Origin of the sequence: Metabacillus sp. Hm71, from assembly GCF_051842955.2 — a bacterium.
Classification (GTDB): Bacteria; Bacillota; Bacilli; order Bacillales; family Bacillaceae; genus Metabacillus.
Map to the genome: position 1 here is coordinate 5,515,301 of NZ_CM200278.1, position 22,615 is coordinate 5,537,915.

General features: G+C 39.1%; 23 protein-coding genes and 2 pseudogenes. 9 read left to right on the top strand and 16 right to left on the bottom strand.

The features are described 5' to 3' along the window. Positions 1–54: 54 nt before the first annotated feature. From ACSVDH_RS27020 to ACSVDH_RS27030, 3 genes and pseudogenes are all read right to left on the bottom strand, one after another. A complete protein-coding gene (locus ACSVDH_RS27020) occupies positions 55–1,272 on the bottom strand; it encodes an LGFP repeat-containing protein (RefSeq protein WP_439250585.1) in 1,218 nt (405 codons plus the stop codon). Positions 1,273–1,582: 310 nt separating this feature from the next. Continuing rightward, positions 1,583–1,841, bottom strand: a pseudogene (locus tag ACSVDH_RS27025) (serine hydrolase); the annotation flags it as partial. Between the two features lie 11 nt (positions 1,842–1,852). Next, on the bottom strand, positions 1,853–2,740 hold the full coding sequence (locus ACSVDH_RS27030) for a LysM peptidoglycan-binding domain-containing protein (protein WP_439250586.1): 888 nt from the start codon (positions 2,738–2,740) through the stop codon (positions 1,853–1,855). Positions 2,741–3,201: 461 nt separating this feature from the next. Between ACSVDH_RS27030 and ACSVDH_RS27035 the strand changes: the two genes are divergently transcribed. Next, positions 3,202–4,413 (top strand): hypothetical protein, encoded by a 1,212-nt coding sequence (locus tag ACSVDH_RS27035; RefSeq protein WP_518617446.1) that lies wholly within the window; start codon positions 3,202–3,204, stop codon positions 4,411–4,413. 628 nt (positions 4,414–5,041) lie between these two features. On the opposite strand, the gene ACSVDH_RS27040 is transcribed toward ACSVDH_RS27035, so the two are convergent. The 6 genes from ACSVDH_RS27040 to ACSVDH_RS27065 form a co-directional block, all read right to left on the bottom strand. Then, positions 5,042–5,452 carry an RDD family protein gene (locus ACSVDH_RS27040; protein ID WP_439250600.1) on the bottom strand — a complete coding sequence of 137 codons (411 nt, stop codon included), beginning with the start codon at positions 5,450–5,452 and terminating at the stop codon, positions 5,042–5,044. 1,406 nt (positions 5,453–6,858) lie between these two features. Then, entirely contained in the window at positions 6,859–7,329 is a 471-nt protein-coding gene (locus tag ACSVDH_RS27045; protein ID WP_439250601.1) for a DinB family protein, read from the bottom strand. Between the two features lie 101 nt (positions 7,330–7,430). Further along, positions 7,431–8,225, bottom strand: a complete 795-nt coding sequence (locus ACSVDH_RS27050; RefSeq protein WP_439250602.1) for an IS4 family transposase — start codon at positions 8,223–8,225, stop codon at positions 7,431–7,433. Positions 8,226–8,882: 657 nt separating this feature from the next. Then, positions 8,883–9,041, bottom strand: coding sequence for a small membrane protein YnzI (gene ynzI / locus ACSVDH_RS27055; RefSeq protein ID WP_439250603.1), 159 nt, complete (start codon positions 9,039–9,041; stop codon positions 8,883–8,885). 118 nt (positions 9,042–9,159) lie between these two features. Beyond that, positions 9,160–9,348, bottom strand: a complete 189-nt coding sequence (locus ACSVDH_RS27060) for a hypothetical protein (RefSeq protein WP_299093767.1) — start codon at positions 9,346–9,348, stop codon at positions 9,160–9,162. Positions 9,349–9,873: 525 nt separating this feature from the next. Then, on the bottom strand, positions 9,874–10,674 hold the full coding sequence (locus tag ACSVDH_RS27065; protein WP_439250604.1) for a helix-turn-helix domain-containing protein: 801 nt from the start codon (positions 10,672–10,674) through the stop codon (positions 9,874–9,876). Positions 10,675–10,904: 230 nt separating this feature from the next. Here ACSVDH_RS27065 and ACSVDH_RS27070 point away from each other — a divergent pair, with 230 nt between their 5' ends. The 3 genes from ACSVDH_RS27070 (at position 10,905) to ACSVDH_RS27080 (ending at position 14,586) form a co-directional block, all read left to right on the top strand. Further along, a complete protein-coding gene (locus tag ACSVDH_RS27070; protein ID WP_439250605.1) occupies positions 10,905–13,973 on the top strand; it encodes a cell wall-binding repeat-containing protein in 3,069 nt (1,022 codons plus the stop codon). Positions 13,974–14,110: 137 nt separating this feature from the next. After that, positions 14,111–14,329: a DUF1659 domain-containing protein gene (locus ACSVDH_RS27075; protein ID WP_439250606.1), complete on the top strand. Its 219-nt coding sequence runs from the start codon at positions 14,111–14,113 to the stop codon at positions 14,327–14,329. Between the two features lie 38 nt (positions 14,330–14,367). Next, the gene (locus tag ACSVDH_RS27080; RefSeq protein ID WP_299093761.1) at positions 14,368–14,586 is read left to right on the top strand and encodes a DUF2922 domain-containing protein; all 219 of its coding nucleotides are present in this window, start codon (positions 14,368–14,370) and stop codon (positions 14,584–14,586) included. Between the two features lie 565 nt (positions 14,587–15,151). Here ACSVDH_RS27080 and ACSVDH_RS27085 read toward each other — a convergent pair. Together ACSVDH_RS27085 and ACSVDH_RS27090 are read right to left on the bottom strand one after the other, a co-directional pair. Continuing rightward, positions 15,152–15,682 carry a P-loop nucleotide/nucleoside kinase family protein gene (locus ACSVDH_RS27085; protein WP_439250608.1) on the bottom strand — a complete coding sequence of 177 codons (531 nt, stop codon included), beginning with the start codon at positions 15,680–15,682 and terminating at the stop codon, positions 15,152–15,154. Between the two features lie 132 nt (positions 15,683–15,814). Further along, a pseudogene (locus ACSVDH_RS27090) lies at positions 15,815–16,180 on the bottom strand (glycoside hydrolase family 130 protein); the annotation flags it as partial. A gap of 91 nt (positions 16,181–16,271) precedes the next feature. Between ACSVDH_RS27090 and ACSVDH_RS27095 the strand changes: the two are divergent. Continuing rightward, a complete protein-coding gene (locus ACSVDH_RS27095; protein ID WP_439250923.1) occupies positions 16,272–16,589 on the top strand; it encodes a substrate-binding domain-containing protein in 318 nt (105 codons plus the stop codon). A 344-nt stretch (positions 16,590–16,933) separates the two neighbouring features. Here ACSVDH_RS27095 and ACSVDH_RS27100 read toward each other — a convergent pair whose 3' ends face one another. After that, complete coding sequence (locus tag ACSVDH_RS27100; protein ID WP_439250609.1) at positions 16,934–17,080, bottom strand: hypothetical protein; 147 nt, start codon at positions 17,078–17,080, stop codon at positions 16,934–16,936. A 231-nt stretch (positions 17,081–17,311) separates the two neighbouring features. Between ACSVDH_RS27100 and ACSVDH_RS27105 the strand changes: the two genes are divergently transcribed. The 4 genes from ACSVDH_RS27105 to ACSVDH_RS27120 all read left to right on the top strand — a co-directional run bounded on the left by ACSVDH_RS27105 (position 17,312) and on the right by ACSVDH_RS27120 (position 18,841). Then, complete coding sequence (locus ACSVDH_RS27105; RefSeq protein WP_439250610.1) at positions 17,312–17,530, top strand: DUF1659 domain-containing protein; 219 nt, start codon at positions 17,312–17,314, stop codon at positions 17,528–17,530. 37 nt (positions 17,531–17,567) lie between these two features. Further along, entirely contained in the window at positions 17,568–17,786 is a 219-nt protein-coding gene (locus ACSVDH_RS27110; protein ID WP_439250611.1) for a DUF2922 domain-containing protein, read from the top strand. A gap of 481 nt (positions 17,787–18,267) precedes the next feature. Continuing rightward, positions 18,268–18,408, top strand: coding sequence for a YvrJ family protein (locus ACSVDH_RS27115; protein ID WP_439250612.1), 141 nt, complete (start codon positions 18,268–18,270; stop codon positions 18,406–18,408). A gap of 187 nt (positions 18,409–18,595) precedes the next feature. Next, on the top strand, positions 18,596–18,841 hold the full coding sequence (locus ACSVDH_RS27120) for a hypothetical protein (protein WP_439250613.1): 246 nt from the start codon (positions 18,596–18,598) through the stop codon (positions 18,839–18,841). Positions 18,842–18,904: 63 nt separating this feature from the next. On the opposite strand, the gene ACSVDH_RS27125 is transcribed toward ACSVDH_RS27120, so the two are convergent. The 4 genes from ACSVDH_RS27125 to ACSVDH_RS27140 are packed head-to-tail and all read right to left on the bottom strand — an operon-like array spanning position 18,905 to position 22,587. Further along, the gene (locus tag ACSVDH_RS27125) at positions 18,905–20,011 is read right to left on the bottom strand and encodes a GerAB/ArcD/ProY family transporter (RefSeq protein ID WP_439250614.1); all 1,107 of its coding nucleotides are present in this window, start codon (positions 20,009–20,011) and stop codon (positions 18,905–18,907) included. Between the two features lie 43 nt (positions 20,012–20,054). Further along, positions 20,055–20,282 (bottom strand): hypothetical protein, encoded by a 228-nt coding sequence (locus ACSVDH_RS27130; RefSeq protein ID WP_439250615.1) that lies wholly within the window; start codon positions 20,280–20,282, stop codon positions 20,055–20,057. Further along, positions 20,279–21,472, bottom strand: coding sequence for a Ger(x)C family spore germination protein (locus tag ACSVDH_RS27135; RefSeq protein WP_439250616.1), 1,194 nt, complete (start codon positions 21,470–21,472; stop codon positions 20,279–20,281). Before ACSVDH_RS27135 ends, ACSVDH_RS27130 begins: the two co-directional genes overlap by 4 nt. Next, a complete protein-coding gene (locus ACSVDH_RS27140) occupies positions 21,469–22,587 on the bottom strand; it encodes a GerAB/ArcD/ProY family transporter (RefSeq protein ID WP_439250618.1) in 1,119 nt (372 codons plus the stop codon). The genes ACSVDH_RS27135 and ACSVDH_RS27140 overlap by 4 nt, the downstream gene beginning before the upstream one ends. Positions 22,588–22,615 lie beyond the last annotated feature (28 nt).

Consider the following 22,615-nt stretch of genomic DNA (forward strand, 5'->3'; position numbering starts at 1 on the left):
TAGGGTTTTTTAGGCGTTTTTTATATCTGTTTTTGTCGGCATGATAGTTATTTATTAAGGTCCTACTACTGCTCCCCCTTGTGGAGTCCAACTTATTGATCCCCTTTGGAACCGTTGTATTCTCCCTCCGCCAGGTCGATCCTGTTCTGGACCAATGGGATAACCAAGATGGCTTTTTTCCCATCCTAATTCTGCCCACTTGTGTCGTATTGCTCCAAATATCTCGTGGGCACCGGTTTCTGGGCTCCAGTAGATGGATGCATCTGGCTTACCGGGTAAATGTATGGCTCGGAAATGATTGAACCGTCCACGTCCATCTGGAGTTTTTAATTCATCGGTGATTGGATAGCCAAATTTTTCTCGCCCAATCTGTAACCAGCGAGCGTTAATTAAGCCCCAGACCGCAAAAGCACCAAGCTCCGGATGCCAAGAAACAGTCCCCCCCTGAAACTGCTGAGACCGTCCAACTCCATCAAATGTCGGTTTTTCTACATCAAGTGGATTACCCAGTGGTCCTTGAAATTGCAACCATTTGTCTCGTATTGCTCCAAATACTGGGAAAGGGAGCGGTTTAAGTTCGTAACGCATTTGAGCATTTGTGTTCCCTGCTCCACATTCTCTGGTGCCAATATAATTAATAGCATTAGGACCCGTTACCGTAATATTGCAACTATTACTACCGATAAATGGGTTATTCCAATAGGCTGTCATCTCAATTCCCTCACCAGCGTAGGTAATACTTCCTTCCGTTCCAGTAGCTATACTCCAAGCTGAACTCGTTGCACCGAACACGAGTGTTTGACCTGGCGGAATTTCAGCAGTTGGAGTAGCTGCCCAACCACCATGATCTAGTTTTTCCCGAACCTTTCTCAATGTCGTATTCGTATGGTTAGTGATTGTAAGGATTACGGACCTTGCTGCATTTATTGTACCTAACGCACTTGCAACTGAATTAACCGCCCCAGCAACTGACCCTGCCGCCCCAGCAACTGCCAAAATACCTGCGATAACTCTAACGTCTTCATAAGTTCCTATAGTGGGATCGTACTCTCTTTGAACAAAATACGGATTCATTTCTGTTGGAACTATATAGGGATAGGTCTCGGTTGGCATTGTGTATGGGTACATCACCGCTGGAACTGTATATGGATAAGATTCAGATCGAATTGAGTTGAGATAGGGCTGTGCAGTATTTAATCCAGAATAGTGATAGGGATTTATTAATGGCGAATACCCAACATAAGGATAATGTCCAAATGTATTTGGATTCAAAATATGTTCCTCCTAAACTTGATTTTGGTTTTCATCTTAGTTTATTTGGATATACAATTATTAGTTGATTGTCTAATAAAAAAATTTCCAAAATATTGATAAATACTGTTTTAAGAAGTATTTCTAGCATTAAAACGCATGCATATCGTATTCGTATTCATCTGTAATAACCATAATGAAGGATTATCGGCATGAAAAAAAATCTTCAACTGAAAATCCATTTTAAGACTTGTTATACATCGGATTGCATGAAATCGAGTAATCCATAAAAATTTTGACCATTAGCATTTTGAGCATATAAAGAAAAGTAATACAGTCGCACCGCCATCCCGAAGCCCCAGCCGCCGTGCTGCCCTTGGCCGTGCGACAAATGGACGTTGTTTTTGGCAAGGGCGTCTCGGGCAGCTTGTTGCTCGGGCGTAAGGCGGGTGGTGGTCATCAGCTGGACGGGACAGAATCCGTTTGGTCCCGTGCATCCCTTGGTTCAGCAGCATTCGGAAGTAGGCGTGATAGTCGTCGACAGTTGAGAGCAGCCCACCGCCGCCTGCTTGGAACGCTGGAGGTTTGCTTACTTGTAAATTCAAATTAACCAGATCGAATTATAACCAACACGAGGCATAAATCCAGTTTGACCTGTATTAACAATTTGAATGTAATCGAACATTTGCAATCCTCCCTTTGGTCCTTCTTCTTGAAAAGGACTCGGAATGTTCCAACGTATACCGATCACAACCGTTCCTTTTGGAATGTTCGTTTGGATAGAGCTTGATATAGGATCCTTTAAAATTAACCAATCATGCATTGTCAAATGAAATCGTTTATTTTTAGTTTGTTGCACAACCTGAATTCTTTGCAATGCTGTTTGTGCTACCTCAATAATTAACGGATCATTACTTTGTTTGATAAAAGCTCCCAATAGCTGTTGAGCATTAGAGCTTGCGATCCTACCTAAACTTAGTACAGCCCCTAACTTCACACCGTCACAAGGATGTTTAAGCAACTCGGCAAGATAGGGAATACCAGGGTCTCCTATCGCTTCCCATTCATATGAGCCTCTGAAAAAAACTTCATGATTTGAGGATGCACTGCACTTCAAATCGGTATCTCCAGCAGCTGTCCACCTATCGTAAAGTTCTTTAGAGTTGTATTTCTGAACACCGACAAGTAATTCAGTACCCGGCAATAGAGGAGCCGAATAATTTAAATGGTTTATTTCCTTTAGTGTTTCGACAGGTGAATGAAAACGAAAGGCTAAACACTCTAACGTGTCACCAGGTTGTATAACATAATAAGGATTTCCACCTGCTTGAGGTAAGTTAATACCTGTTTGAGGAATCATTAAAGGTGTTCCAGGAAAAATTCTATTTGGATCACAAATAATATTTGCTCTTAAAATTGCCTGAATAGAACTTCGAAATCTAACTGAAATATCATGTAAGGTATCATTTGCCTTTATAAAATACAGCATAGAAACCCTCCTTTATTCATTACATGGTGAAAAAACAATAAATGTTTAATTTTATGATCATAAAAAAACAGACGAAATTGTCTGGCTTAATACTTAAAGATTAAGCTTTATTATTTCGCCTATTAGTAACTGTATTATAAGAAAAGCGCAAGCGCCTTGATCAGCCTCGGGCAATTAAGACACCTATGAATAGAAGGAGTTTTTTGCCTTTAATTCAGAGTGGCTAGACCCTAGAGGCAGTCAAAAACGCGACGTCCTTATCTCTTGACTGCACTTGCACGTCCTGTGCTTCGGGGCTAGGCGCTGGAGCTAGACACAAAAACCAAGTTCAAATTTTTTACTTTCTCTATTGAAAAATAACTATACAATAGGCTTTTCTCTTTGAGTCATTTACCTATACAAAGAAAAAATAGACACATATCATGCAAAGGTAGGCAAAAATTGAGAGAGGTGGATGCTTAATGTATTACAATTATAAATTTAATGTTACACGACCAATACCAACATTTATGATGCCAGGTATGAATGGTGAAGGTGCGATGCCGATGCCGGGTATGAATGGCCAAGGCGCGATGCCAATTCCAGGTATGAATGGGCAAGGTACAATGCCAATTCCAGGTATGAATGGCCAAGGTACAATACCGTTTCCTGGTATGAATGGTGAAGGTGCGATGCCGATGCCGGGTATGAATGGTGAAGGTGCAATGCCGTTTCCTGGTATAAATGGTGAAGGTGCGATGCCAATTCCAGGTATGAATGGCCAAGGCGCGATGCCAATTCCGGGTATGAATGGCCAAGGCGCGATGCCGTTTCCTGGTATGAATGGCCAAGGCGCGATGCCAATTCCGGGTATGAATGGCCAAGATGCGATGCCGTTTCCTGGTATGAATGGTGAAGGTGCGATGCCGATGCCGGGTATGAATGGGCAAGGCGCGATGCCAATTCCAGGTATGGATGGCCAAGGTACAATGCCGTTTCCTGGTATGAATGGTGAAGGTGCGATGTCGATGCCGGGTATGAATGGCCAAGGTACAATGCCGTTTCCTGGTATGAATGGTGAAGGTGCGATGCCGATGCCGGGTATGAATGGCCAAGGTACAATGCCGTTTCCTGGTATGAATGGTGAAGGTGCGATGCCGATGCCGGGTATGAATGGCCAAGATGCAATGCCGTTTCCTGGTATGAATGGCCAAGGTACAATGCCGTTTCCTGATATGAATGGTGAAGGTGCGATGCCGATGCCGGGTATGAATGGGCAAGGCGCGATGCCAATTCCGGGTATGAATGGCCAAGGTGCGATGCCAATTCCAGGTATGAATGGCCAAGGTACAATGCCGTTTCCAGGCATGAATGGGCAAGGTACAATGCCGTTTCCTGGTATGAATGGCCAAGGTGCGATGCCGTTTCCTGGTATGAATGGCCAAGGTGCGATGCCGTTTCCTGGTATGAATGGCCAAGGTGCGATGCCAATTCCAGGTATGAATGGCCAAGGTACAATGCCGTTTCCAGGCATGAATGGGCAAGGTACAATGCCGTTTCCTGGTATGAATGGCCAAGGTGCGATGCCGTTTCCTGGTATGAATGGCCAAGGTGCGATGCCGTTTCCTGGTATGAATGGCCAAGGTATGGTGCCGATAATGATGCCAAATCTACCGTATCCTTGCGGTTGTTGAGTATCTCAATAGCATTTCGAAGGGGTATTTTTAATTAGATTACATTCTCCTGTGTAAATTATAATTATTCCTACTTTCAGGAAAGGGCATCCTCCAGGATGCTTTTTAAAAAAGATCGAGTCAACGTAAGGATGTTAGAAGATCTTTTTATAAGCATTTATTTTATCAAATAACAAGTAGCATTTTATAATATATTATATTTTAGTATCTAAAATGTAGGTGTTTGTAAAAAATTAAGTGTAAATACGGGTAGTACCAGCGAAGTTGCCTCAACCACAATAAGAAGATTTCCTCTATGATCATTTGTACCAACATAAAATTTATGTGACAGTATTTTGTTACATTCAGTCAGATAAATACCTAATGATTCAAGAGTTTAATTTTATTCCGATTTCATATTGCGGTTTATAGCCGCTTCGTTGGTATTCGGCCGTATACTATACAAATCTAATTTCCATAGTGAGAGGTTATCGATAATGAAAAAGGATCTTTAAAGAATCCTTTTTTAAAGAAACTCACCATGATCAGATTTGATAAGAAAACGTATACCTTTTCATCTTTTTCCTTCAACCATAATAAAATCACAAAAGAGCTGCATAATAATAGCTCTTTGTAATTTCCTGACTGATTAATTTTTAGATGTATAGATTACTTGAGTTCCTGCAATGAAATCATGTATAGATCGTTTATCTTTTCTTAATCCAATCATACATGCACTAATAATGAAGGCAATTCCAAGTGTTACAACATAAACAAGGGAAGCTAAAATGTAACGTTTCAATGTTGTACCAATTCCTACTTTCTTGCCATCTGTACATACAATTTTAATCCCTACCACTCTTTTACCAACTGTAAAACCTGACCATATCACAGGGATAATCAGATAATATAAAAAATTAATGCCATTTACAAATATTTCTGTTGCCATGTCAGATACCCCTAGTAACATACAAATAAAATAAAATGGTATAAGTAATAATCCATCAATAATAATTGAACCTAATCGAATCCAAAATCCTGCTGCTTTATGTTCATTCATGTTGTTTATTCAACCTTTCTAATAGTATTGTTCATATTTTAATGTTTTTTCTTACAATTGCATACAGGAATAATATAACACTCACCTTTTTCATCGGAATTAAATAGGAATCTCTATATGAAATGTCTTTTAATCTTCTGGGACCAAGTTGGAAAAGGTGCCAACTTGCTTAAGGGATGCGCAATTTTGATGAAGATTTGAAGTTTAAATGAATCGGTTTACTTCTTTACTTAACATTCCACCTAGAACAGGTGCTGGCCCGCAGCTGAATATGTATTCCAAGCAACATTATATCCTAAGAAGTTGTTTTCCCGCTGCACTCGGACCTTCGATACAAATTCATTGCTTAATTGAATTAAACACCAATTACAGGAAGGTTAATGAAAGGAATAAAGGAATATTTCAATATGTATTTGATCCTTTGGAATCTAATTAGAATAACATGAGGATAATTGAACAATAATAAGGGAAACTTAATCAAAAAAGGAATACCTTAACATGATTGGACTTGTTTTTGCCACATTATTTTTAATTTAATTGCCTCTAGAACTAATAAACACCACAATAAAAATCAAATTTTACATATCTGAACATTTACCATTTCTTTGCAAGGGCTTGTTGATTTGTACATTGATTGTAAAATATTCAGCTTATTGGTATTTTGATAAAGGAGTGGATTGGACTTCTCTTCCTGCTCTCACATTGCTTATTCCACCGATAAATATGATGTTTTTTAATTGGTATCGCGTTGGATACACATTGTTTAAATGTATAATGTATGATTTTTATTGGGTATTATTTATGAATTGATCGCTTTAGAACCATGGGGTTATTTTAACTATGGATGGTGGAGCTTATGGCATTCTGCACTTGTAGATCCTTTTTTATTATTGTTTGTCTTAAATTATTATAAATGGATACGTAAAATTGAGCGGGGAGATGAATGTGTTATTACGGAATCAAATGAACAAAACTGCTTATTATCAAAGATTTTTTCGTCCATCTTGTTTCAGTTTTGATATCCGCGCCAATACTGGGTTTCTCCCATTGAAAGCAAAACTGCCCTATTAATCAGCTTTGCAGTTAACACATAAGATTCGAAAGAGGAAGTTAAGAGATGAGTGAAACTTAATAATAAAGTTATGCATAGACCAATCTAAAAAACCCCATTTTCCCAACAAAAAAATTGAAAAGTGAAGTTTTTTTCGTTACTCCGTAAATCCGCCCGTTATAGAACAGCATGATTTGCTTACTTTATATAGATATCATGTACTAAAATTCAGCACATACTATCCTTTTTATTCTGCAATTAAGTGGTACTTCTTTAAGTTTGCGACGATTAATTTAATCACTATAAAGTTCCTTGTTTAATTTATTTTACCAAAACAAAATATCTCTTCGTTCGGTCAACGATTCGATGGCCACGACCCTTGCATTTTTCTTAACTGAATAATTTGGCCTGAATGATAAGCATCATGAAGCATGATGTCCAGTAATTTCCCCTCAAGTGAATTTTGATCAAGCTCTCGGTCGGAAATTGTACTCAATACCTGCCTTAACTTGCGTTGAGCGTTTTCGGAACGTTCAACGACTTTCTCCCATTCCTTATCATCATTAGATTGATCGGTAAAATAAAAAGTTTCATCACCGTCGAGATTATGTGTCCATTCACGGCCTTCCAAGTTTGCAGCAAGTCTCTCTTTGTAATAAATAAGATGATTAACGTTCTCCCAAATGGTTTTAGTTGCCTCTCCAGATGGTTTCCAGATCGCCTGATCGGCTGTAAGTCCTTCTATAGCATGTTTAAACGGTGCATACCAACTCTCTTGATCGAATGTTGAATCTAGTACATTTAAAAGTAAGTCAATTCGTTTCAAAGTCATCTCCTCCTTGAATATTTAGAATTTGAATTACCTCTGTATAAGATTCGGCATTTTTATAAAACATCCTGTTTTTTAACAATCCTGCTATTTCTTATTTAACAATCTGGTCCGATACACGAAAAGACTTTTAATACAGTTTGCTGTTTCATCCACTTAAAAAATAACTCTATCTTCCATCTATTACGATAAAGAATACTTATTACTTCTGCAGTTATTTTGGCATCATTGGCAATGATTTCATTAGTGTTTCCCTCGCTATCAACGGTTTCGATTAAACGTAAAGGGTATTTCTCTTTTCCTAAATATACAATTGCTTCTCGCTTAATAGAAGAATCCGAAGGGACAGGGACTTCCTCAACCACTTGAATAACCGTATTTTCCTTAATCCGAGTAACAAAGCGAATTCCTTTTACAAAAAATTCTTCGAATTTACTAAAATCGAAATAGCCGCGACCAAATATATGTAGAGCACCATGTTCGTTGACTATGAAGTGATCTAATTGCGTCTGGTCTGCAGGGCGTGCAGGAGTAAGGATTAGTCGATCAGGATACGTTATACCACCATGATGTACAACTCTTGTATGCATCTTGATTCCTGCTGTAAACCTGTTTTTTGATGCCCAAGGATGCTGACTCAAACAAAGAGTAATAGTAGATGAGTCAATCAGATGAAGTTTACCAAGTATTCTATTTGTTTCTTTCAGTCCAATTACCTGACATACTTTTTGAATTAGATGATTCAAAACAGCTTGGAGAATTTCAGGAGGACTATCTCTTAGCTTCCGTGACAATTGAGATTTACTTATGCTTTTTAAACCTAGTTCTTCTTGTAAAGCTCGATTATTATTAAGTTGAAAGCTTATATCCGTCAGACTGGAAATCTGATGCAATTGTGCATAGATAAACAGCTTTAAAAAGTTAATGCATCTAGCTTTTTTATGTATTTATCTAAGTTCAGATGAGAAGACATTTTACATAATATCTTTTCATCCATTGGATGTAGGTATTCCTTAAATACTGTTTTTATGGTATTCTTGTCCATGAGTTCTCCTTATAATTAGGATTTGGACAGGACTTTGTACCTTCAAAACTAATCATAAGGATTTTTTTGTTTACAAACAGTTAGAATCCCCCAAAATGCCCCTATAATTGAAATTTAATTTTCCTTGACAATATAAAATTTATTTAATGCAACGCTAGTGCCAATTGGTGGAATCTTATAACGTCTCAGGTGCACCTGAATCGACATCAGGGAATGGTTAGAGGGTAAGTTATTCTGACAACATAGTGTTGAGAGGAGAAATTGAAAAACAAAAAGGGGTTCAAAGCAATCCCCGAACGTAACCAAATGCAAACACTTCTTCACTTAATAACAAGCAGATCAGACAGCCATTAATAGCCTTTATCTTTCCGTTTACGGTCAATGCCTTCAATATGATTAACACACCGTTGTTTTCTTTCAGCCATCACCGCAATAATATTTTTGCTGAACCTATAATACTCTTATCACAGGCAACAAGAACTTTTTGTATACCCAATTCTCTTCGTTACCAAGTTAGATAGTTACGAAAGACTAAAAATCCAAGCAATATAAAAAAAGCTATAATAAAAATCGCTTCTAAAGTATGTTTTTTTGATGCTTTCTTTTGTTGCATGCTTTCTCTATATTTTTGTTGTATTTTTCTCTTTTTATGGTCTAATATCATATGGACCCCCTATAAAAGGATGAAGCCATTTATTCTTGAACTTCTAATATCAACTTTTTTGTTTCTTGAGACAATTCTTACTGAAGGTCTTAATATTAAATGAAAGCATCTGTGAATTTCAATATGTTCCTGTTCCATTTGTTCCATCATGTATTCCATTAGAATTGATGCCATTTTGATTTAAAATTTCCCCTAGCTTTTCATCTTGTATAGTTTCATCGGGTGGAGTCATTCCAGATTTTCTTTCAAAATAAACAGCAATACCACCTATAATAACGACAGGTATTAACATATATAACCAAATCACATTAACACCTCCATCATATAACTTATTATTTATCATAACATTTATTTTTACTTTTTTTAACATTTTTCCCTTGAATTAATATGCACATTAATACAACAACAAAAGCCGAAGCGCCTTGTTCATCCTAGAGCAAATAAGACGCTCATGAATAGAAGGTGTACTTTACCTTCTATTCATAAGTGGCTTATGAGCTAAAACAAGGACAAAAAAGACTAGAAGAGGGCCAGGAAAAATTGCAAAAAACCTTTTTGAAAGTTTAGGTGTTTACACACAAAAACTCGTTGACCATGTTGACGATAAACCTGAAGTTTTATATAAGAGAGTTTTTAAAGCAGAATCAGAATTAGAAAGATTAAGCAGACAGTAGTTAATGTAAACCTTTCTGTCTTTTTCCTTTGCTTTAACTTTATATTTTCTGCATACACTTATTTTTGATTAAAATATGTATATCTTATGGACAACACACTCTTCGGAAATCATGTGAGTGTCCATAGAAACGCTCTCGAGCACATAATTTTTATCTACTCAATCTCCAATAAAATCGTAAAGTTTATGCCTATTTTCACGTCGTTTCTCCACAAGCAAATTTGCATACACAATCCTGTAAAAATAGCCTTCAAAGGTTGAATGAATTTTACCAAGCTTTTTAGCAAATACCGTTTGTTTAAAGGAATCCACGATACAATACATGACCTCATATATGTTTCTTTCCAAGTCGAGCTTGTTATAGGCGATCAGCACTCTTTTCCATAGACCGTAAATCTCAATGGCATTGAAAAAGGGTTTTGCTGCTTCGATAAATTCTTGATGAACCGAGTCTGGAAGATAGCTGGCATCTAATTGGTGTAGAGACGGCTCTGACGGTTTGCTTACGTCATTAGGTTCTTTTTTCTTCTCACAGAGTGAGCTTTGCTTGTTCTCTGTTTTATTAGGAGTGTCAGGTAGAGTGACATCTTGGGGTGACTTGTTATGTTTTAAAGCCTCAACCGATGCAAACGGCTGAATAACTAAAAGATTGACCCCCTGCTTGCCATTCAACCTGGCAGTTGGGATCTTTTTAATAAATCCCTTCTCTTCCAGCACATTCACCGCACGAATCACTGTCCGCCGGCTCATCTTAATCTGCTCCGCAATGTACTCATATTTAGCATAAGACACCCCGATCACCTTCACCGAATGCTTCCATATCACATGAAGAACAGAAAGCGTTCCTTCTGATAACTCTCCCTTATGCTTATACAGAAATCCACGGACAGCTTGGTCCATTTCATCAATTGTGTTGAATGATTGATGCTTTTGGATTGTTTCATAGTTTAGCTTTTCCATGTTAGCTAGCTCCTTTTTAGTAGATCAGCATCTCTTAGCGCTGTCACTTTACATATATAGGTGCAAGGGTGGTAGAGTAGCGTCTGGATCGAAATTTTTTTAGTTACATAGAGCAAAAGACTTATAAGAAAAAACATGCAACGTAATAGAAATAATTCCCAATTTACTAGAAATATGGTTTAATAGAGTAGGTAAGAAGATTTACAATATACTATTTTCGGAGGTTCTACATGAGAAAACACTCAATTCGTTCCAAGGTTATTTTCGCCGTGTTGTTTGCTTTGGTTGTTGGACTGCTGACTCCTTTTCAAACAAATGCTCAAACAACGAATATACCCGAAGCAGAAACATTACTTACCATTTCTGAACCAATTGAAGCTCAGTTTGAAGAAAATGAACAAGAACATTGGTATAAAATTGAGCTGAAAGAAAACGACATTAAAGATTTCACACATTACCGTATTCAGCTGCAATCTGAACAAGAAATGAATATAACGGTGTATTCAAGTTTAGAAAATGCAGCGAATAATGTGGCAATTGATCGTTATATGGGATATTCATTCCAAAACGAGGCAGCTGTGATTGATTTTCCAATCGGCTGGGAAGGTCCATATTATGTAAAGGTTGAATATTTTGCAGGTGAGGAAATACCTGTAGAAGAAGGAATGGAAGAGATTGAAATTCCAGCTCCTGTTTATACAATCGGCTATGAAGGAGTAAAACTTCCGCCTACAGATGGCGCAGCTGCTGTAGAGGAATGTCCTGTTGAGTTGAGTACAAAGCAAAGAGAATATGGAAAAACCATGTTACAAAACTTAAGAACCATTCGAGAGGATGTCCTTGCAAATACAGATAAAGGGAAGGAACTAACTGCCCTTTACTATAAAGTTGCTCCATTCCTAAGTGCAGAATTGCTTCTCAATAAATCACTTCGAGACCAGGTTTATCAAGATCTCGTGCAATTGAAGGCAGTATTTGCTGATGTAGCGAAAAACGGAAGCAGCAGCACCTATAAAATTACAGCTAAAGATCAGGAAGCGATTAACCGCTTATATACGACTGTTCTTGATTCTGTTCCTGCCTCCCTCAAAGAACAAGTTGAGCAGACAGGAAAGCAAGTCGGCATTTCAAATGTAACGAACTACACTGTTCAAGCGATTCTGGAAAAAGCAGGACTTGCCCTGCCTAACGCAAGCGACAGCGGCCAATTGATTGTAAAACTTAAAGAAGGCAAAAAATTGAGTGCTGTCCAATCAAAAATCAAATCATACGGAATTAAATCAGTAGATAAGCTTGATGTAAAGCAATCTGCGATTCCGAATGCGTTTGTACTAGAAACGAGCGGCAATGCTTCTGATGTTAATGCATCCGTGACAAAGATCTCTAAATTACCTGAGGTTGAGTTTGTTGAGCAGATTAAAGAGTATCGTTCCCTAGCAGCGGATACTCAATATCCTTACCAGTGGTCCCTTAAAAATGCCGGCAATGATGGCGGCAAAAAAGGAGCCGACATTCAATATGAACAGCTTCAAGAGCTTCTAAAGGATAAACAGCTTGATGATACTGTCATCGCAGTAGTCGATACTGGAGTAGATCATACTCTTGCTGATTTAAGTGGAGTCGTACTTGAAGATCAAGGCTACAACTATGTAGCGGATAACAACAACGCAATGGATGACAATGGACACGGTACACATGTGTCAGGAATTATCGCAGCGAAAGCTGACAATCATTACTCTATGGCCGGAATAAACAGCCATGCAAAAATTCTTCCGGTTAAGGTTCTTGATGCTAGCGGAATGGGTGATACTGAATCAATTGCTTACGGTATTATTTACGCAGTGGATCAAGGCGCTCAAGTTATTAACCTAAGTCTTGGCGGTACTTACAGCCGCATGTTGGAATATGCATTGAAATATGCGTATGATCACGGCGTAACAGTCGTGGCAGCATCAGGTAACGATGGAATGGAGGAGCTTTCCTACCCAGCCTCTTCGAAATATGTGACAGCTGTAGGGGCTACGAACAAAATGGACATCGTTTCAGATTATTCAAACTATGGCACAGGTATTGACCTTGTTGCTCCTGGAACAGACATTCCAAGCTTAATGCCGGACGGAAATGTCACGTATGCGACAGGAACATCGATGGCAGCACCACATGTTGCAGCAGTAGCAGGATTGATTCTTTCTCATAATCCTGATTTAACACCGAAGGAAGTAGAAAAGATCCTGACATTATCTGCGGACAATGTTAAATTCGAGGAACAAGATAATCCATTGAATGGATACCTTCCTGAAGAAGAATCAGACGTTCCAGCAGAAGCAATGTCTACAGAGTACGACAATGTATCAGGCTGGGGAAGATTAAATGCTCCTGAAGCCATTTTAGCCATTGACAGAGCAAATGAAATCGTAAAGGAGCGCATTTCAGGCGCAACCCGTTATGAAACAGCTGTAGAGCTTTCTAAAAATGGCTGGGAGGAGTCTGAAGTTGCCGTCCTTGCAACTGGAAACAATTACCCGGATGCATTAAGCGCGACACCTCTTGCTTACCGTTACAATGCACCATTGCTTTTAACAAATACAAACCAAATACCTGAAGCAGTGCAAGAAGAACTTGAGCGTTTAAACGTATCTGAAGTGATTATCATCGGCGGAAAATCAGTCATCTCACCAAACGTTGAAGAAGAACTTGAAAGTCTTGGCATTGAAACAATTACAAGAATCAGCGGAAAAGACCGGTATGAAACTTCTGTGAAAATTGCAGAAGAAATGGGAGAAGTATATGGAGCAGTAGTGGCAAACGGCCAAGGATATGCAGATGCACTATCGATCGCACCTATCGCCTCTACTCTGGACATGCCGATTCTATTAACAAAGAAAGAGGATGTACCGGTTTCTGTCCAAGAGTATGTTGAATCAAGTACGATTGAGTTTTCGTTTGTCATTGGCGGAACACAAGCAGTATCAAATGATGCAGCTAATACTTTCCCTAATCATGAACGTCTAAGAGGTGAAACTCGCTATGAAACAAATAGTGTGATCATCGATTACTTCTCAGACATGCTGAACATGTCAACACCATTCATTGCTACAGGCAATAATTACCCAGATGCCCTTGCAGGTTCTGCGTTAGCAGCAATGCATGGAAGCCCAATGATCCTAACAGATCCGGCTGAAGCAAAACAAACAACAATTGATACAATTTCTGCATACGCAGATTACGCTTCAATGTATTACATCATCGGAGGAGAAAAAGCCCTTCCGAACGAAGCAGTTAACGCTTTATTTGAATAAGCACTAAGCAGCAAGCAGCGAAAGGAAAACATCTCGTTTTTCTTCCGCTGCTTTTTATTTTTCTCAAAAACTATCAAACCACCGCTACTCTACCACCCCCTTCCCTATATATAAAGGGTGAAAGGAGGTGATGAAGCATGGCGGTTGCAGCTATACTAGATTCCCAATTAAGCCTTGTGTTCGACATGGGCTTGGATGAGAACGGAAAAGCAAAGACGAAACGCAAAAACTACAACAATATCAAAACCTCAGCAACACCTGATCAATTGCTTCAAGCAGCACAAGCAATTGTAAGCTTACAAACTGAAACGCTATTATACGTTGAGCGTAACGACACGAACCAAATCACGGCATAAGTTTTTTAGGAGAAAACGATAGAAAAGAGGAAAGTAACATGGCAAAAACACTTGAACTGCAATTTTTAAATACAGCTGGGAAAACAGTGAAGATCAGCGTTGATTCACCAATTGAGCCCGTTGACCAAGCTGCACTAAACGCAGCAATGGATCAAATTTTAGCCGCTAATATTTTCACCTCTACGGATGGGGACTTTGTTGCTAAAAAAGGTGCAAGAATCATTGATCGTAATGTGACGGATATTTCGCTCGGGTAAGCGGGTTGGGGGCTGACAGATTGCTGTCAGCCCTGTTACGTTTATTAGTTGGAGGAAATGATGTTTTGTTTTATCGGTGATTTTTCCGGTTTATCGGCGAGTTCACAATTTTATCGGCGGTTTTTTCATTTTATCGGCGAGTTCCTGAATTTATCGGCGGTTTTTTCATTTTATCGGCGAGTTCACAATTTTATCGGCGGTTTTTTCATTTTATCGACGAGTTCCTGAATTTATCGGCGGTTTTTTCGGTTTATCGGCGAGTTCCTGAATTTATCGGCGGTTTTTTCAGTTTATCGGCGAGTTCACAATTTTATCGGCGCTTTTTTCGGTTTTATCGGCGAGTTCACAATTTTATCAGCGTTTTTTCCGTTTTATCGGCGAGTTCACAATTTTATCGGCGCTTTTTTCAATTTATCGGCGAGTTCTCGATTTTATCGGCGGTTTTTCCTGTTTATCGGCGAGTTCCTGAATATATCGGCGGTTTTTCCGTTTTATCGGCGAACCCTAATTAAATGTGAGTGTAAAAAAACCCCTTCTACATGGTACATAAAAAGGGTGAGTACAACTACTCATTAGATGGTCTTGTGTTTTCCAATATCGATGCATTACCTAAAATTTCTTGAGCCACCTCTAAGGGTTCTTTGTCAGTTGTCTCTAATAGATACAACCGATGTAAGCTAGATATTTCAAATTCTTTGTGTAAGAATAAAGATCGTTCAATTAAGTATGAGTCTCCCCGCTGATGAAGTCGCTCACGTAATTTGGCTTCTTTTGCCGTTAATACGACATATTTGATCTGCACATTCAGATCTGAAACCTGCTGACAAAACCATTCTAATTCTGTTTCCACTACATAATCAATCACGACATTGTAGTCATGCAAAATGACGTTTCTCGTCAAGGAAAGAATGTTGTTCCAATTGATTTCCAAGCGCTCTTCCCAGGACAGCTCTGAATCATCAACAATCATTGCATTGAGCAAATCCCCTTCAATTAATACACCACGATCAATCATACGGGCAACCTCCTTTGAAACAGTCGATTTGCCCACTCCGCAAGGACCGGAAATGATATAGATGGTATTATGATTACTCATTTCTATTCAACCCCTTTCTTTTCAAACCTACTGGTAATGCTAATTTTCTCCCATCCTCTAATAGTATAGTATCCTACGATTCTTATAAAACAAAAGCCAAAACCGATCTTACTCTGTTTTGCCATCTCTCCCTTAAAAATAGGTTAATGAATCAAGGATATCCTGAAGACTTAGCTCTGCACATGCCATTGAGGTATCAGCAACTCCGTAATACATCTTAACAACATCGCCTTCTACAAGGACGCCGCATGAGAAGACAACATCGCCAAAGAATCCTTCCTTCTCATATGGAGCATCCAGTTCAACTAATGGATGCTCTGAGCGGGCAATGACCTTTGTCGGATCATTCAAATCTAATAATACCGCTCCCATGCAATAACGGTGATCCTTGCTTGCCCCATGATAAAGTTCTAACCAGCCTTTATCTGTTTTAAACGGCACAGCTCCACCGCCGATTCGGCCATCATCCCATTTTCCAGCTCTTAGCCCAATCAGGTTATCTTTTAGCTTTCCATCAATTTGGAATAGAGGTCAATCCAACTTATATTCTCTCGAATGTCAAGAAGAAGAGAACGAGATCTTCGGGGCAATTGAACGGTTACCAAAAAAGCCCACCGCCTGGTTTTGTGTAAATGATGGATTTGGTTTCCTGGTCAGCTCCTACCTCCAACAATCAGGCTTCAAAATTCCTGAGCAAGTCTCGGTTTGCAATTTTGACAATGGACAACTTTCCCAGCTCTCTACTCCAAAAATCACAACAATGGATATTGATCTAAAGCTCTATGGAAAAAAAGCAGTTGACCGCCTAATCTGGCGAATCAGCAACAAAGACGCTGTCTGTCAGGAAATTCTCTTACCTACTACGTTAATTAATCGGGCATCAACTGGTCCGGCCCCAACAAATTGATATGCAGGAAAACAAACATGTTTAATATATGGTTTATTTCATGTATGATAGGAATATAATTAAAAAGAGAAGTGCGCTAACACTTCTCCTTACAGCCTCTACCGTCAGGGTAGTGGTTGTCAATGTTTATTTTTTCTGAGAACCACCCTTATGCTTCCAACGGCGCGGGGTGGTTTCCTTGTTTTCTAATACGTTTTTTTCCGAAAGAAATAAGCACTTACTTCTCGTACAATTCCCCTTCATTTTAAGGTTTATGTCGTGTATAATAAGAATATAATAAAAAGAGAAGTGCTGCGAACACTTCTCCTTACAGCCTCTACCGTCAGGGTGGTGGTTGTCAAAACTTATTTAACTTGAGAACCACCCTTATGCTTGTGACGGCGCGGGGTGGTTTTCCTGTTTTCTAATACGTTTTTCCGAAAGAAATAAGCACTTATCTCACGTACAATACCCTTCAGAGCTTCTCGTAGAAATTCAAGAAATGTCTCCATGATTATCACCTCCTTTCCTTTACAGAAAGAAGACTGACAACCAACCACCCTCACAATATTCAGCTGCAAGTCTATTCTAGCATGTTTTTCTAATTATATTACTTCCCATCTTTCGACAAAATTCTTATGCACCATACCTCTTATATTTACACCAATCAAAAAAATTTTAAATTACACGCTACTATGCACTCCTCTTCCCTATATATAAAGGGTGAAAGGAGGTGATCGAGCATGGCGGTTGCAGCATTACTAGATTCCCAATTAAGCCTTGTGTTCGACATGGGCTTAGACGAGAACGGAAAAGTGAAGACGAAACGCAAAAACTACAACAATGTCAAAACCTCAGCGACACCTGACCAATTGCTTCAAGTTGCACAAGCAATTGTAAGCTTACAAACTGAAACTCTATTATACGTTGAGCGTAACGACACGAACCAAATCACGGCGTAAGGTTTTTAGGAAAAAACAATAGAAAGGAGGTAAGGACATGGCGAAAACACTTGAGCTGCAATTTTTAAATACAGCCGGGAAAACAGTGAAAATCAGCATTGATTCACCAGTCGAACCCGTTGATCAAACTGCGCTAAACGCGGCGATGGATCAAATTTTAGCCGCTAATATTTTTATCTCAACAGATGGGGACTTTGTTGCTAAGAAAGGTGCTAGAATCATTGATCGTAATGTGACGGATATTTCGCTTGGATAAGTGGGGGTGGGGCTGACAGGTTGGATGTTGTCAGCCCTATCGTTCTAACATTCATTATTTGGAGTAACCTCGCATTTTTATCGGCGGAATTTACTTTTTATCGGCGTTTTCTCGGCGGAATTCCATTTTTTTCGGCGTTTTCTCGATTTTATCGGCGGAATTCCATTTTTTTCGGCGTTTTCTCGATTTTATCGGCGGAATTTACTTTTTTTCGGCGTTTTCACGATTTATCGGCGGAATTCCATTTTTTTCGGCGTTTTCTCGATTTTATCAGCGGAATTCCATTTTTTTCGGCGTTTTCTCGATTTTATCGGCGGAATTCCATTTTTTTCGGCGATTTTCCAATTTTATCAGCGGAATTCCATTTTTTTCGGCGATTTTCCAATTTTATCAGTGGAATTTCATTTTTATCGACGTTTTCCCGATCTTATCAGCGATAAAATTCACAGCTGCTAATCTACTTAAAAAAGAGGTGAAAGACATGGAACAGTGGTTATCTGTTATAAGCGAGGTTGGCTTTCCTATTATCGTAACTTTATATTTGTTAAATAGGATTGAAAGCAAGCTGGATACTTTGAATCAGTCGATCCAGATGCTTCCTTCTCAGTTGCAAAAGCAGTAGCGCGGAACGTGTAAAAAGGACATGCGTAAAAGAATCACTAAAAATAACTGATTCTTTTACGCCCCTCCTACCAAGACACCAGCACCATTATGATTTACAGAGATTTAGCCATACTTTTACATTCATTTACAATAAGATCGTTTATACTATAAATAGGTAAAATGAACCACTTCAGGAGGCGATTTCATTGAATGATAGAGAAGATTACCTTCAAGACTATATTTCCCGCAAGGTTTCACAACAAGTAAATGAATACGGGGATGAAATTGAGCTGGAAACAATTCGATATTATGATCACTGCCGTGCGGTGGCAACCATTTGCCAGGAGAAACCTCCCTATAAAGATTACTTTGCTGAAGCGAAGGATCAAACGGTAAGGGGCGCTGCTAGAAAAGCACTCAAGGAGCTTTATTTACAAGCCTATTCGTCCTAGTTTACAAAACCTATATAATCAAAAAGAGAAGTGAGCGAACACTTCTCTTTACAGCCTCTACCGCTACGTAGTCTTCATCCTTTTTGTTCGATTTCTTTTCCGTAAGACAGCGACCATAAACAGCAATAGAGGAATAAGGATTTGCACAAAAAAGGAATAAACAGGGAAAACGATAAAGTTATACTCGCTTTCCACCATTTTGCTGGGGACTCCCCAAATGGAGAACAATAAGGTCAAAAAACCTAACGGAAATACGAGCGGCCGGTAATCGGATAGATTCAGCCATTGAGCCGTACATAATACAATAGCATAGAAAACGACTGAAAATTTGATGAAATTTCCCGCTACCCACATCGCCATGATGACCGACTCAAGATGTTCCAAAAAATCAGCGATGCTAATGTACTGGGAAGCTGCGAATAGCGGATATAAATACCTGGCTGTATTTCCCCCAAATAGAAAAAGAATAACAAAGTTCGTTGCGATAAACGTGATCATGACTGAAAACACAGAGATCATGCCCCATTTCCCTCCTTTTTCAACGTCAGTTAAATAAGGAAATAGAAATGACACTAGTATAAATTCAGCAAACCAGCCGCCTGGTGCAATCGCTCCCTTCATTGAAGGCATAAGACCATGCTCCAAAATAGGGAGCATATTTTTATAATCCAATTCAGGAAGAAGCAGTATAATAATGATTACCGTAGATAAAACATAAAGAGGAATAAAAAACTGAGCAGTCCTTGCCATTACTTCTATCCCTCCTCTTACAGCAAAGGTACAAACCAGGACCATTGTTGAGATAACGACAATAATCGGAGTGTTTGTTAAAAAAGCTCCCGTAACGAAATCTCCATAAATTCGAATCCCTCCACCATTCATTTGGATATAAAAGACCAAATAAATAAAGCCGAGGATCTTACCAAGGATTCGACCCATAATAAGTTCGCTGTATTGTATAATTGTCTGTCTTGGATACAACTTATGTAATTGAAAGGCGATATAAACTGCAATAAAACCTAAGAGGGAAGCCCATATCGGCGAGACCCACAAGTCGTTCTTGGCATATTTCGCTGTCACTGCCGGAACAGAAATAATTCCAGTCCCCACGATTACAGGGTACATCATGATTGCCATCTGTTTAGCCGAAATCTTCCCTTTCTCAATCATTTTCATTCACCTCATCATGATGTATACATGCCTTTTCTATTCCTTATTTTTGAAGCAGCTTACCAAAAGGTTTAAAAATCATATCAATTAAATCAGTCGGTCCTGGCATATCCGGAAAATAAACAAGAAGAACAGCCAGCAGCCATCCTGAAATCGTTAATGACACGAATGCACATTTTTCCTTTTTCTGATTCTTATTCATTTTCGGCCATTCATATAGTGTAATAAGAATAGCAACGACTGTTATCCCGAACACAGATGCCAAATTCATTTTCCTTTTACCTCTTTTTCCGGTACTCCTTGCGGTGAAGTGGACATTCCTGGTCTTCTTATATACGCTTTCGTTTTTATTTCAACTTCTATTTCCGGAAATTTCTCGTCCCACTGATGCTTTACTTTTGACCACTGTTTTGGATAGTGATGGTGAAACACTTCGGCAAAACCAAAAATGTCTGTTTCCATCTCTTTTTGAACTTGATCAAGCGTCATGCGAATTCGCTTATCAATATCTTGTTCTAATTGCTTTTCAAGTTTTTGCGCAATCTTAGGATTCATCAAGTTTAATTTTGTTTCATTTTCTACCGCATCATCTTCCGTGACAATTTTAACGATCATTTTCCATTTTCCATTATTTATTTTTGGGATCAGCTTCGTTCTAGAACGGAGGAGACTGAAGGAAATCTGGCCATCAGCGTCTTTTGGCTCCACCGTTACGGATGCTAATTCGATTTCATCTCTTAACCATAACACTCCCCTAGTTACACGATCATCGATTCGTCCTGCCATTTTATCCTTCTTAAAAACAGCCGTTCCGTTCATGCGTAAACCACCTTTACCTCCAGTTTCTTCTGCCTCTATCCATGGCAGTGCTGTCGCTCCCGCCTCGCCGCTTAACCCCTGCAGCAAGTCTTTCACGGTGACACTCATTCCAACTTTGAATTTTGCTAGTTCTCTTGCAATTTCTGCTGAACTTTTCTCTAAATCAGGAATAACTTTCAAAGCATCAGCGGCCTTACCGTCAGTGACAAATGTAAAAGCCCGGAGCCTGGGATCTGAGTGACGAGCGAAAAAATCAATGTGCTTCTGAATCCCTTCTTCGGCCAGCTTCTCACCGAAAATGATCACCCGATTATGTCCCCAAAAAATGCGGCGGGACACTTGTTCTTGAAGCCGGGACACGGCATCGAAGATTGTATTTCCAGTTGCCTTTTCAACAGTCGTCGGATTACCTCCTCCGCCTTGACCACTGCCCATTCCTTGTCCACCTCCCATAGCTTGCGGAACAGCCAATTGCACTGTAAGCTCTATCATATCGTCATCGGTTATATCAAGTCCTGCTGCCATAACAAGTGCTAAGTCATTGAGTTCTACTCGATCCCAGCAGCCTGTAAGGAAGAGTGTAAAAGAACATACGGAAATAGTGAGCATTCGTTTTACTGCTTTAAAAGAAATAGTCTTCATCCTTTTTCCCCTGCATGGTTTGTAAGGCTTTTAGAAGTTTTTTTACAAAAAATAGAAAGTAACAACAGTAACATTGGTAGAAGCGTTTGGATCGAGATTAAATAAAATGGTGAAGTAGTACCAAGAAAATGAGCCAGCTCTTCTAAATTCGGTGCAGACCAAATGCTGACGAGCGTTAATAGAAATCCAAGCGGAAAAACAATCGGCCTGTAGTCAGATAAATGCAGCCATTCTGCAGTACCAATAACACTGGCATAATAGAATACTGAAATTTTCACAAACGTACCCGCTACCCAAATCGCCATCACAATCGACTCAAGGTGTTGGAGAAAATCAGCTATACTTATATACCGTGCAGCATTCATAACCGGATATGTAAAGGTGGCTGTGATACCCCCAAATAAGAAAAGAGAGAACAAATTTGTTATCACCAATGTAACCATCACCGCAAACACCGAGATTATGCCCCATTTCATTCCTTTTTCCCTCTCGCCTACAAATGGGAGTAAGAAAGAGAGAAGAAAGAATTCTGAGAACCAGCTAGATGGTACCACTGCTCCCATTATAGAAGGCATAATCCCTTTCTCCATAACTGGAAATATATTTTTAGGTTCTAAATCTGGGATAAGTAATATAAGGATGAACAGAATCAATAAAATAACGACCGGAACAAAAATTTGTGCACTTCTAGCCATTACTTCAAGGCCGCCGTGTACGGCTAAGGCACATACTAGTACCATGGTTCCAATTACAACAATCATTGGAGTTTTAAAAAGAAAATTCCCAATGACAAATTCTCCGTACTCTCTTAATACAATTCCGTTTATATGTAAATAAAAGAATAAGTAAACAAATCCGATTACTTTTCCTGGAATGAAACCAAGAATTTCGACACTATATTGGATGACCGTTTGCTTCGGAAAGCGATTATTCAATTGGTATACTAAGTAAACCGAAAAAAAACCGATAGACGAAGCCCATATTGGTGACAGCCACATGTCTTGTTTTGAGAATGTTCCAGTAATAGCCGGCACTAAGAGAATGGCGGTTGCCATAATTGTCGGATAAATCATGATCGCCATTTGCAGGGCATTAATTTTGCCTTTCTCAATCATATCGACTCACCTCTCTACATAAAAGACA